The organism is Luteococcus peritonei, from assembly GCF_039526385.1.
Classification (GTDB): domain Bacteria; phylum Actinomycetota; class Actinomycetes; order Propionibacteriales; family Propionibacteriaceae; genus Luteococcus; species Luteococcus peritonei.
The window spans coordinates 46,919-58,359 of the sequence record NZ_BAAAIX010000037.1 but is presented as its reverse complement, the minus strand read 5'-3'; the positions used below and the strand labels follow the sequence as shown (position 1 = coordinate 58,359).

Sequence of the window (11,441 nt, the reverse complement as noted above, 5' to 3'; positions counted from 1 at the left end):
GGGCATGACATGCATCCTCTCACCAGGCCCTCACGGACCTGAGATGTCAGTGTCAACCAAACCCGGGGCAGTCCCCGCCATCACAACCCCACCTCACAGAACCGTTGCGCTGACCACATGAATCCGCCCGGCAATTCTCGTGATCGAGGGGGCGGTTTTCAGGGTTGGACGGCCGACCCATCCCGCCGGGATCGGCCGTCTGCCCGGTCAGTAGCGCAGGTAGCGCCGGCGACGTCGGGTCCAGGCCCGCTCGTCGGCCGCCCAGCCGCGGATGATCTGGCGGGCCCCGGCTCCCGAGGTGAGCTGGGTCCGCAGCGCGGTGGTGCCGCTCAGCCGGTCCAGCCAGACCCACGGATAGGGGTCGGAGGGCATCACCCGGGTGGCGAAGGCCGGGTACAGGTCGCGCGCGTCCACCATCATGTGCACCGCCGTCGCCGGGGCGTCCACCGCCTCGGGATCGGTGATGTGCACCTGGACACCGCCGTTGACCAGGTTGGCGTTCTTGCTGATGGTGGGCGTGAACCAGGCCTCCCGGAAGCGCACCCCGGGCAGGTCGTGGCCGTTGAGCCGCTCGGCCCAGCGCTGGTCTGCCCAGGGTGCCCCCACCAGCTCGAAGGGTCGGGTGGTGCCGCGTCCCTCGGACAGGTTCGTCGCCTCGAACAGGCAGGTGCCGGAGTAGAGCAGCGCCGTGTCCGCGGTGGGCATGTTGGGCGAGGGCATCACCCAGGCCAGCCCGGTGTCGGCGAACAGGCCGCCGTCCCAGCCCTCCACCTCCACCACCTCGAGCTCCTTGAGGGTGACCCCGCCCGGCTCCTTGGGCAGGTACTCGGCGTTGAAGAGCGTGGCCAGCTCCCCCACGGTCATGCCGTGCTGCATCAGGATCGGGCGCAGTCCCACTCCGGACTGCTGGGCCGGTTCCAGCATCGGGCCGCGCACCCGCCGGCCGATCGGGTTGGGCCGGTCCAGCACGACGAAGCGGATCCCGCCCACCTGGGCGGCGCCGCGCATCGCCTGGTACATGGTCCAGACATAGGTGTAGAAGCGGGCACCGACGTCCTGGATGTCGAAGACCACGGTGTCCACCCCGGAGGCGGCGAACATCGCCGCGAACTTCACGTCGTTCGCGCCGTAGGCGTCGAAGACCGGAATGCCGGTGCGCGGGTCCTTGGTGGCCTGCTCCGAGGAGCCCGCCTGCGCGGTGCCGCGGAAGCCGTGCTCGGGGCCGAAGACCGCCACCACGTCCACACCGTCGGCATGCATCCGGTCGACGATGTGCGTCAGGTCGTCCAGCACCCCGGTGGGATTCGAGATGACGCCCACCTTGCGGCCGACCAGCGCCGACCAACGGTCCTCGGCCAGTGCCTGGGCGCCGGTCACCACGCGACGAGGGCGCCTGCCGCGCCCCGGTGCGGCCTGTGCCTGCTGGGCCAGCGGTCCGGCGGCGAGTCCGACGCCAGCTGCCGCCACGAGTCCCCTGCGGGAGATCTCCATCGACATGTCCCTCCTCCTCAGTAGCCGATGCCGGCGCCGACGGGGTACAGCTCGCCGCCACTGGCGGCCGGGATCGCCACCGGGAGCCGACCGCTCGGGATGTTGCTGCCGACGATGCTGCGCACGGCGGCCTGCAGCGCCACGGGGACGAAGGAGTAGCTGGCCAGATAGGCGTCCACCTCGGGGAACTGCGCGATGTCATGGGGATTGCGCACCGCGATCACCACCACCGGGGTGTCGGTGGCCAGCAGCGCCTGCACCAGCGTGCGCTGGGCCGAGGTGGCCGTCACGTTGTAGGTGGTGACCACCACCAGGTCGGCCTTCGCGGCCGCGGCCACCGCGGCGTCGATCTGCGCGTGGCCGGGCGCTGCCCCGGTGGCGACGGTGACCGGGCGCGCCTTGTGCCGGGCCAGTTCTGCGGCCACGACCTCCAGGGTGGTGGTGCCGCTGCTCCAGCCGCAGACCACCACATCGAGTCCCTTGGCCCGCACCGGCAGCACGTCCTGGTTGCGCAACAGGGTGGTGGAGTCGTTGGCCACGGCCTCGGCGATCCGCTGGTTGCGGGCGGTGCCCACCAGGCGCCCCAGCGCCCCGACCTCCACCAGGGGCCGCTTCACCACGCCCCGCTTGGCCTTGAGCTGCAGGTTGCGCAGCACCGCCTCGTCCAGCCGGGCCATCGGCAGCCGGCCGCTGCGCACCGCCGCCAGCACCGCATTCCAGGCCTTCGGCAGGTCCGGCGACTGCAGCAGCATGTCGTCGCCGGCCAGCAGGGCCCGCACCGCCACTTCGTCGTCGCCGTACTTCTCGCGCACGCCGGCCATCGCCAGGCCGTCGGTGACCACCAGGCCGGTGAAGCCGAGCTCCTCGCGCAGCACGCCCGTGATGATGCGCGGGCTGAGCGTGGCGGGATCGCCGGAGTCGTCGAGGGCGGGCACCAGCAGGTGGGCTGTCATGATCGCGTCGATGCCGGCCTCGATGGCGGCCCTGAAGGGCGGCAGGTCGGTGGCCTCCCACTGCTCGCGGCTGTGGGTGATGACGGGCAGGCCGAGGTGGGAGTCGGTGGCGGTGTCGCCGTGGCCCGGGAAGTGCTTGGCGGTGGCGGAGACGCCCTTGGCCGACTGCAGCCCCTCCACCTGGGCGGCGACGACGGCGGCCACCAGCTGCGGGTCGCTGCCCGAGGAGCGGACCCCGATCACCGGGTTGGCCGGGTTCACGTTCACGTCGGCCACCGGCGCGAAGTCCATGGTGATGCCCATGGCGCGCAGTTCCTCGCCGGTGACCCGGCCGGCCTTGCGGGCGTCCACGTCGGAGCCGGTGGCGCCCAGCGCCATTGCCCCCGGGAAGAGGGTGGCTGGGGCACCGATCCGGGTGACCAGGCCCTGTTCCTGGTCGGTGGAGATGGTGAGGGGAATGCCGCGCCCGTCGGCCAGCACCGCCCGCTGCAGTCCGTTGGAGAGCTCGGCGATCTGGGTGGGGTTGGCGACGTTGTTGCTCCAGGCGAAGTAGATGACACCACCCAGGTGGTACTTCTGCACCACCTCGGCCGGGGTGCGCACCCCGTAGAGCGCCAGGTTCTGGGCGGCCTCGGCCTCGGTGACGGTGGTGGCGGAGGCGCCGTGGACATAGGAGTTGAAGACCTGGCCCACCTTCTGCTCCAGGCTCATGCCGCGCAGCATGCGACGGGCCCAGGCGCGGTCGGCGGCGCTGGCGCCCGGGATGGCCACCTCACCGGGTCGTGGCCGGGGTTCGGCGAGCGCGGGGCTCGCCGCGCCGGGGCAGGCGTTGGCTGCGGCCGCGACGCCGAGGCCGGCGAGCAGGTGTCGACGGTTGATCTGGAAGTCCTGGGACATGGGGGCTGCTCCTGGGGTGTGCCAGCGGGTGGCCGCGCGACGCTGCCCGGCCACGCCCGCGACGATGCGGACCTCCGCAGGATTCCATCGCCATGCCGCCACGTCCAGAGCTGCGGCCCGATTCGCGGAGCCGGTCAGCGAGGCGAGCTGGGGGCTCCTCGGCGATCCGGGCGTCGACATCGCCGGACTGCGCGATGCCCGCGATCCCTTGCCCGCCACGCCTGTGGGCGCATCATGCCCGTGGCCACGCGGCAGAGACCGCCCCCTTGCACGGCGCCTGGTGGGTCGGTGCTGCACATCGCACCCGTTGGTTCGTGATCGCGGCGCATGGTGGCTCGTCACCCCTGTTCGAGCAGGGGCGATGCGACGCCCACGGCCGCGATGTGATGTCGCGGGGTGTGATGTGCCGGCGCGAGGGGTGATGTCCGGAACGGGGTGGAGACCGGGGCGACCTGCCTGCGCGGCGAATGCAAGGGGAGATGATGCCGGCGGACTCTGGCGAACCCTGAGATCCACGCCGTCGATCTGGCTTCGCGCCCGATTCGGGCCGTTCTCGTGATCGAGGGTGTGGATCCCCAGGGTTGGGCGGACGACCAATTCCGCCGGGATCGGTCTCTGCCCGGCGACACCGCCGCGGCCCATGCCAAGGCGCTGGCCAGCAGCAAGCTCGACAAGCCCAGCGAGGTCTTCCTCCTGGTGCGCGACGGCCACGCCATGGTCGTCGTACAGAGCCTGGACGCCTCGGGGTAGTCGACCAGGGGCCAGCAGCCGATCGATTGAGCAGGCCGTCGCGCTACTTGAGCAGTTTGCTCATCCGTCGGTCTGCCAGCACCTTGCCGCCGGTCTGGCAGGTGGGGCAGTACTGCAGCGAGGAGTCGGAGAAGCTCACCTCGGCGATGGTGGTGCCGCAGACCGGGCAGGCCTGGCCAGTGCGCCCGTGCACCTGCAGGTTGCTGCGCTTGTCGTCCTTGAGATCCTTGGCGGCCAGCCCACGGGCACGCTCCACCGCCGCGGACAGCGTCTCGCGCAGCGCGCGGTAGAGCTCGGCGCGCTCGTCCTCGTCCAGCGAGTTCGCGGCCTTGAAGGGGCTGAGCCGGGCGGCGTGCAGGATCTCGTCGGAGTAGGCATTGCCGATCCCGGCGATGGTCCGCTGCTCGCGCAGCACCCCCTTGAGCTGGGCCCGACCGGCCTGGTCCAGGATGGCGTCGAAGGCCTGCCGGTCGAAGTCGGCCGACAGCGGGTCCGGCCCCAGGGTGGCGATCCGCTCCACCTCCTGCGCCTCCGCCACCACGTGGATGGCCAACTTGCGCTGGGTGCCGGCCTCGGTGAGGTCGAAGCCGGACTCGTCGTCCAGCACCACGCGCAGCGCCAGCGGCCCCTTGCCCGGTCTCGGGATCCCGGCCGGGGCCACCTCGTGCCACTTCACCCAGCCGGCGCGGGCCAGGTGGAAGCACAGGTGCACGCCCTGGGCGTCCACGTCGAGGTACTTGCCGTGCCGGGAGACCTCTTCGATCTCCAGACCCAGCAGGGACTCCAGCGGCAGCTGGAAGGTCTTCAGGGCGCTGAAGGCGGTCAGGTGCAGCCGGGCGATGCTGCGGCCCACCAGTTTCTCGTCCAGGAAGCCGCGCAGCGCCTCCACCTCGGGCAGTTCAGGCACGGTGCTCCTTCGTGGTGGGCAGCTGGCTGACCAGTTCCAGCAGGGTGGCGCCGGCCATCGGGGCCTCCGGATCTGCGGAGCCCCGGGTCCAGTCGACGGGATCGGCGTCGAGGGCCAGGTCGAGCAGGCTGAGATAGGTGATCCGGCCCACCTCGACGACGCCCAGGCTGGCCAGGTGGTCGGTGCGCCACTGCACGTCCAGCAGCCGGTGGCGGCCGCCGTCGTGCAGCGCGGTCACCAGCCGCATCAGCGCCACCTTGGAGGCGTCGCGGCCCAGCACCGGGTCGTGGAACATGCTCTCGCCGGCGAACAGGCCGCGCACCGAGACCCCGTAGAGCCCGCCCACCAGGTGTCCCTGCTCGTCCCAGGTCTCGACGCTGTGGGCCACGCCCCGCTCGTGCAGCTCGGTGTAGACCCGGCGGATGTCGGCGTCGATCCAGCCGTCCGGCCGCGCAGGGTCCCCGCAGCGGTCCAGGACCTGGTCGAAGCAGGCGTCGACGGTGGTGGTGTAGCGGCGCGCGCTCTTGCGCAGGCTGCGGGTCACGCGCAGGCCCTCGAGCGGCAGGATGCCGCGCTTCACCGGCGACCACCAGCCCATCTCACCCTCGAAGCCGGAGTGGTGCAGTGGCATCGGGAAGAGCCCGGAGCAGTAGGCGGCCAGCGCGAGGTCCTCGTCGAACTCCGTGGAGAAGGCGACGAGGTCCTGGTCCGGCCACTGGGTCCAGGGGCCGAAGACATGAGCCAGCACGAGGGCCAGTCTGGCACCAGCCGCCGACAGTTTCGTCGCGTCCCGCCACCGGCGTTGCGCCGTGGGCGATATGGGGGTGATCCCGGGGTCGCGACGCTGGGTGGGGGACACCGGCAGCGACTACCGTGGAGGGCCAGGCACGCATCCGAGGAGGAAACCATGGCCACCGCACGCGACATCGGCAAGAGCATCCTGGCGCAGGCGCCGAACATCGCGCCCGGCGCCTCCACGATGGCGTTGCGCAAGGCCCTGGACCTGGCCATCGACGGGGTCTCGCGGATCCCGGGCGCCAAGGTGACCGCGGCCGGTGCGCTGCAGAAGGCGGGCTCCGCCGAGCTGGCCATCGACAGCCTGATCAAGCAGCACGTGGCGATGGCCGGGGCACAGGGCTTCGTCACCAACCTGGGCGGCGTCGCGACGCTGGCCGTCTCCATCCCCGCGAACGTCTCCGGCGTGACCGTGGTGCAGTGCCGCATGGTGGCCGCGATCGCGCACCTGCGCGGCTATGACATCGAGGACCCGCGGGTCCGTTCGGCCATCCTGATGTGCCTGCTGGGTGAGGGGAACGTGAAGGAGGCCATCGCGCGCCAGGAGCTGCCCAGCTCCGCGCTGGCCATCGCCACCGCGCCGGTGCACGACCCCGCGCTGGACAACACCATCTCGGAGAAGGTGCTCAGCCACCTGATGGGACAGGTGGGCGGCAAGCGCGTCGGGCTGCTGGCCGGCAAGAAGATCCCCGGTGTCGGTGGTGGCGTGGGCGCCGTGACCGACGGATGGTCCACCTGGTCCACCGGTTCCTATGCCAAGGCGCAGTTCATCAACCGTCGCCGCTGAGCCGGCTCCCGGAGGCCTCCCGGCCCCCGTCGATCCCTGGCCCCGCGAACCTCCGGTTCAGTCCTGCCCGCCGCCGACGTGGTGGCGCACCACCCGACGTGCCACGGCACAGGTGACCTCGTAGCTGATCGTGCCGATGGTGGCGGCGATCTCGTCGGCGTCAACCGTCTCGTCGCCCTGCCGCCCCATCACCACCACCTCGTCGCCGGCCCGCGCGGGCGGCTCGGGGAAGTCGGCCAGGGTGCCGAGCAGGATCATGGTCTGGTCCATGCAGACCCGGCCCACGACGGGCCAGCTGCGCCCGTGCACCAGCATCCGGCCGGTACCGGAGTTGCGTCGGCTGTAGCCGTCGGCATAGCCCACCGGCACGGTCGCCACCCAGCAGTCCTGCTCGGCGGTCCAGGTGCGGCCGTAGCCCACCGTCTGCCCGGCCCCGACGCGCTTCACGAAGGAGAGCCGGGAACGCACCTCCATGGCGGGACGCAGCTCCACCACGCGCGGCGTGCTGGCATCGGGGAAGTAGCCGTAGGCCATGATGCCGGGGCGCACCAGCGTCATGTCGGCCAGGTCGTGCCACAGCGTTCCGCCCGAGGGGGTGGCGTGCACCCAGGGCAGTCGTCGCCCGATCTGGGAATGGACGGCGGCCACCACCAGCCGGAAGAGGTCGATCTCGGCGGCGGTCCACTCCTGGTCGTCGGCCATGTCGCTGACCGGTAGGTGGGTGAAGATGCCCTCCAGCTCGACGTGCTCCAAGGACTCGGCCAGCAGCGCCAGAGCCGGTGCCTGCTCAGGCTCGGCGCCGATCCGTCGCATCCCGGTGTCCACCTTGAGGTGCACCCGGGCGGCTCGTCCTGTCCGCGCCCCGGCCTCCTCCGCCCGGCGCAGGGTCTGCTCGTCGACCACGGCAAAGACCAGGTCCGCGGCCAGGGCGGCATCGAGCTCCTCGGGGAAGCAGTGCGAGAGCTTCAGCACGGGCAGCGTGATCCCTGCCGCGCGCAGCTCGAGGGCCTCGGGCACCGTGGCGACGCCCAGCCAGTCGGCCGCGCCGGAGCGCTGGGCCATAGCGGCCACCGCCACCGCCCCGTGGCCGTAGGCGTCGGCCTTCACCGGCAGCAGGACGGCCCGGTCGCCGGCCCGGGAGCGGGCCTGCGCCAGGTTGTGTGCGATGGCGTCCAGGTCGACGACGGCGTGGGTTGCGTAGAGCACCCGTCGATCATCCCACCGCGCTGCGGCAGCGGCGCACAGCGACAGCCCGCACGCAGCTCCGAGCCCCCACGGCGTTCGACGTGCGCCGTGATGAGGTGGTCACCGTGGGACCACGCCCGAAAGACTATATCAGTCGATGGGTACTTAACCCATTGATACTAGTCGGCCTTTTTGCCTTCTGCCAGAAACCCACCCTTTTTGGGGCATACTGACCACGTGAAAAGTCGGACACTACGCATCGCCCTGGTCAACGACTACGAGATCGTGCTGGCGGGCATCAAGGAGATGCTCGCTCCCTACGCCGACCGTCTCGCCGTCGTCGAGATCAGCGCCAACACCGATGTCATCAGTCCGGTGGACATCGCCCTCTACGACACCTACGGCCAGGACCAGGCGGCGCTGGACTCGATCCGCCAGCCGCTGCGCGCCCGTCACGTGGACAAGGTGGTGCTCTACACCTGGGCCCACACCCCCGCGCTGGTGCAGGCAGCGTGGGCCGCCGGCATCGACGGCCTGCTGTCCAAGACGCTCGGTGCCGACGAGCTGGTGGACCAGCTGCTGCAGATCGCCAACGGGGAGCGGTTGCTCTCCTCTCCCGGCGAGCCCGCCCCCGACCTGGGCCCTCAGGACCAGTCCTCGGCCAACTGGCCGGGGCGCGAGGAGGGACTGACCATGCGGGAGGCCGAGATGGTCAGCCTGATCGCCCAGGGCCTGTCCAATGCCGAGATCGCCGGGCGCACCTACCTGAGCCCCAACTCGGTCAAGTCCTACATCCGGTCCGCCTACCGCAAGATCGGCGTACAGCGCCGCTCGCAGGCGGTGGCCTGGGGTATCGACCACGGCATGGTGCCGAACCGTTCGCGCCACCTGGTGGAGCCCACGCACATCCTCCCCACGGCACTGTGACGCCGGGCGGGGACCCCGCCTGATTTTTCACGTCACGCGCCTTGTAGAGTCGCCTCACAGGAGGTGACCATGCCACGCATCATCGTCGTCGGAGCCGGCATCACCGGTCTCGTGGCCGCTCGCGAGCTGGCCCGCGTCCCCGATCTCGACGTCACCGTGCTGGAGTCGTCCAGCCGTCCCGGTGGCCAGATCCGCACCGAGGACCTGGATGGTGCCCGCGTCGACGTCGGCGCCGAGGCCGTGCACCTGGGCGCACCGCACGTGGCCGCGCTGGTGCGCGAGCTGGGGCTGGACTCCAGCGTCGTGGGTGCCGCCCCCGGCGGTTCGGTGATGGCCACCCGCAAGGGTCTGCGGCCGCTGCCGGCAGGCGTAGGCCCCACCGGTCCCACCAGGATCTGGCCCGTGCTGAGGTCGGGCATCCTGACCCTGCCCGGACTGGTGCGCGCAGGCCTGGAACCGCTGATGGCACGCCGTGCCGTCACCGGCGACACCTCGGTGGGTGCCTTCACCACCGGCCGCTTCGGCCGCGAGGTGACCCAGACCTTCGTCGACCCGCTGCTGGGCAACCTGCACGGTGGCGACGTGGACCAGCTCTCGCTGCGCTCCACCGCCCCGCAGCTGGTGGGCGATGCTCGCGACCGGGTCTCGCTGCTGCTCAAGAACCTGCGCCGCAAGCCGACTGGCCGTCCCGGTGCCGCTCAGCCCTCCGCCCTGCCGATGTTCGCCACCTGGCCCGGTGGCCTGGCCACCTTCACCGACGCGCTCGCCGCCGAGCTGGGCGACCGGCTGCAGCTCGAGGCGCCGGTTGCCGCCGTGCATCGCGCCGGCGACGGCTGGGAGGTGGAGCTGGCCGGCGGAGAACGCCTGGCCGCCGCCCACCTGCTGCTCACGACTCCGGCACCGGTGACCGCCGAGCTGCTGCGGCCACACTGCCCCGAAGCCGCTGCGGCCCTGGAGGCGGTGCCGATGGTCTCGGTGGCCACCGTGGTGCTGGGCTATGACCCCTCGTCCGCCGCAGGCAACCAGGTGCTGCGCGAGCACAACGGCCTCCTGCTGCCCAGCACCCGGGTGCGCACCTTCAAGGCCGCCACGAACCTGAGCCGCAAGTGGCCCGCTCTGGGTGCCGCCCACCACCTGCTGCGCGCCTCCGTGGGGCGTGCCGGCAGCAGCTTGGCCGACGAACTGGACGACGAGCAGATCACCACCCGGGTGGCCGACGAGCTCGGTGAGCTCACCGGCCTGGCCGCGCGCCCGCAGCTGCGTCAGGTCTTCCGCTGGCCTGATGCCATGCCGCAGCTCGTGGTGGGCCACCAGGAACGCGTCGCCGGCCTGCGACGGGCCCTCGACGAGCTCGGCGGGATCGACGTGGCAGGCTGCGGCGTCGACGGCCTGGGCATCAGCTCCACCGTGCGCTCCGGCCAGCAGGCCGCCCGCAGCATCATCAGCAAGATCAACCAGAGCGAGGAATCGTGACCACCACCGTCCAGGGCACCAGTCACCGGCATGCCCCGGTCGTGCGCACCATCAAGCACGACATCAACACCAAGCCCTTCATCGTGATCTGGGAGGTCACGCGGGCCTGCGCGCTGGTCTGCAAGCACTGCCGCGCCGATGCCCAGCACCGGGCACACCCGCAGCAGCTGACCACCGAGCAGGGCAAGCAGCTGCTCGACGACCTGGCGGCCTACGACACCCCGCGCCCGCTGGTGGTCTTCACCGGCGGCGACCCCTTCGAGCGTCCTGACCTGGCCGAGCTGTGCCGCTACGGCACCGACCTGGGCCTGTCGGTGAGCCTGTCCCCCTCGGTCACGCCGCGGCTGAACCCGGAGCGGCTGCACGAGATGCGTGAGGCCGGCGGCAAGGCGATGAGCGTCAGCCTGGACGGCGCCACCGCCGAGACCCATGACGCCTTCCGCGGCTTCTCCGGCACCTTCGACAAGACCGTCGAGGCCGCCGGCTGGATCAATGCCGAGGGCTACCGGCTGCAGGTCAACTCCACCTTCACCAAGGGCAACATCCACGAGGCCCCGGCCCTGCTGCAGACCGTGCTGGGGATGGGCGCGAAGATGTGGTACACCTTCCTGCTCGTGCCCACCGGCCGCGGCGCCGACCTGCAGGCGCTCAGCCCCGAGGAGCGCGAGGACGTGCTCAACTGGCTGCACGACATCAGCGACCGGATCGCCATCAAGACCACCGAGGCACCGCAATACCGTCGCATCGCCATCCAGCGCGAGCAGGCCCGCAACGGCAAGCCGGTGCCCGAGCAGGTGGCGCAGCGTGGCGAGCTCTACCACTACCTCACCGAGGAGACCACGCGGCTGCTGGGCGAGCACCCCGAGAAGCCGCGCCTGCCGCGTGCCCCGATGGCGGTGAACTCCGGCTCCGGCTTCGCCTTCATCGACCACATCGGCGACGTCTACCCCAACGGCTTCCTGCCCAAGCACTGCGGCAACGTCAAGGAGCAGGCCTTCCACGAGATCTACGAGAACTCGCCGGTCTTCAAGGCGCTGCGCCGTCCCGACGAGTTCAAGGGCAAGTGCGGCGTGTGCGAGTTCAACAAGATGTGCGGCGGCTCGCGTTCCACCGCCTACGCGATGACCGGTGACTACCTGGCCAGCGACCCCACCTGCATGTGGGTGCCCGAGGCCTGGAAGGCGCAGACCGAGGGGATGCCGCGCCGCATCGGCTGAGCAGACCCGTCCGGAGCCGCCCCGTACCCACGCTGGGTCCGGGGCGGCTCTAGTCTGTG

The 11,441-nt window shown here is 71.2% G+C and carries 10 protein-coding genes; 5 read left to right on the top strand and 5 right to left on the bottom strand.

Annotated elements, in window-relative coordinates:
* Nucleotides 1-207: 207 nt before the first annotated feature.
* Both ABD073_RS15465 and ABD073_RS15460 read right to left on the bottom strand, forming a co-directional pair.
* On the bottom strand, nucleotides 208-1,497 hold the full coding sequence (locus tag ABD073_RS15465; protein WP_343876080.1) for an exo-beta-N-acetylmuramidase NamZ family protein: 1,290 nt from the start codon (nucleotides 1,495-1,497) through the stop codon (nucleotides 208-210).
* A gap of 11 nt (nucleotides 1,498-1,508) precedes the next feature.
* Nucleotides 1,509-3,341: a glycoside hydrolase family 3 protein gene (locus ABD073_RS15460; RefSeq protein ID WP_343876078.1), complete on the bottom strand. Its 1,833-nt coding sequence runs from the start codon at nucleotides 3,339-3,341 to the stop codon at nucleotides 1,509-1,511.
* Between the two features lie 555 nt (nucleotides 3,342-3,896).
* On the opposite strand from ABD073_RS15460, the gene ABD073_RS15455 reads away from it, so the two are divergent.
* Entirely contained in the window at nucleotides 3,897-4,091 is a 195-nt protein-coding gene (locus ABD073_RS15455; protein WP_343876076.1) for a hypothetical protein, read from the top strand.
* 43 nt (nucleotides 4,092-4,134) lie between these two features.
* Here the strand turns inward: ABD073_RS15455 and ABD073_RS15450 are convergent, their stop codons facing one another.
* Together ABD073_RS15450 and aat are read right to left on the bottom strand one after the other, a co-directional pair.
* Nucleotides 4,135-4,998, bottom strand: coding sequence for an Fpg/Nei family DNA glycosylase (locus ABD073_RS15450; protein WP_343876075.1), 864 nt, complete (start codon nucleotides 4,996-4,998; stop codon nucleotides 4,135-4,137).
* Complete coding sequence (gene aat, locus ABD073_RS15445; RefSeq protein WP_386751637.1) at nucleotides 4,991-5,755, bottom strand: leucyl/phenylalanyl-tRNA--protein transferase; 765 nt, start codon at nucleotides 5,753-5,755, stop codon at nucleotides 4,991-4,993. The genes ABD073_RS15450 and aat overlap by 8 nt, the downstream gene beginning before the upstream one ends.
* A 150-nt stretch (nucleotides 5,756-5,905) precedes the next feature.
* Between aat and ABD073_RS15440 the strand changes: the two genes are divergently transcribed.
* Nucleotides 5,906-6,580, top strand: a complete 675-nt coding sequence (locus ABD073_RS15440; RefSeq protein WP_343876072.1) for an EcsC family protein — start codon at nucleotides 5,906-5,908, stop codon at nucleotides 6,578-6,580.
* A 57-nt stretch (nucleotides 6,581-6,637) separates the two neighbouring features.
* Here ABD073_RS15440 and alr read toward each other — a convergent pair whose 3' ends face one another.
* The gene (gene alr / locus ABD073_RS15435; protein ID WP_343876070.1) at nucleotides 6,638-7,786 is read right to left on the bottom strand and encodes an alanine racemase; all 1,149 of its coding nucleotides are present in this window, start codon (nucleotides 7,784-7,786) and stop codon (nucleotides 6,638-6,640) included.
* 216 nt (nucleotides 7,787-8,002) lie between these two features.
* Here alr and ABD073_RS15430 point away from each other — a divergent pair, with 216 nt between their 5' ends.
* The 3 genes from ABD073_RS15430 (at nucleotide 8,003) to ABD073_RS15420 (ending at nucleotide 11,382) form a co-directional block, all read left to right on the top strand.
* Nucleotides 8,003-8,692 (top strand): LuxR C-terminal-related transcriptional regulator, encoded by a 690-nt coding sequence (locus ABD073_RS15430; protein ID WP_343876068.1) that lies wholly within the window; start codon nucleotides 8,003-8,005, stop codon nucleotides 8,690-8,692.
* A gap of 69 nt (nucleotides 8,693-8,761) precedes the next feature.
* On the top strand, nucleotides 8,762-10,165 hold the full coding sequence (gene hemG, locus ABD073_RS15425) for a protoporphyrinogen oxidase (RefSeq protein WP_343876067.1): 1,404 nt from the start codon (nucleotides 8,762-8,764) through the stop codon (nucleotides 10,163-10,165).
* Complete coding sequence (locus ABD073_RS15420) at nucleotides 10,066-11,382, top strand: TIGR04053 family radical SAM/SPASM domain-containing protein (protein WP_386751638.1); 1,317 nt, start codon at nucleotides 10,066-10,068, stop codon at nucleotides 11,380-11,382. Before hemG ends, ABD073_RS15420 begins: the two co-directional genes overlap by 100 nt.
* Nucleotides 11,383-11,441 lie beyond the last annotated feature (59 nt).

Coding starts and splice junctions, on each gene's coding strand:
- ABD073_RS15465 (WP_343876080.1), bottom strand. CDS start 1,497: ATGTCGATGGAGATCTCCCGCAGGGGACTCGTGGCGGCAGCTGGCGTC.
- ABD073_RS15460 (WP_343876078.1), bottom strand. CDS start 3,341: ATGTCCCAGGACTTCCAGATCAACCGTCGACACCTGCTCGCCGGCCTC.
- ABD073_RS15440 (WP_343876072.1), top strand. CDS start 5,906: ATGGCCACCGCACGCGACATCGGCAAGAGCATCCTGGCGCAGGCGCCG.
- hemG (WP_343876067.1), top strand. CDS start 8,762: ATGCCACGCATCATCGTCGTCGGAGCCGGCATCACCGGTCTCGTGGCC.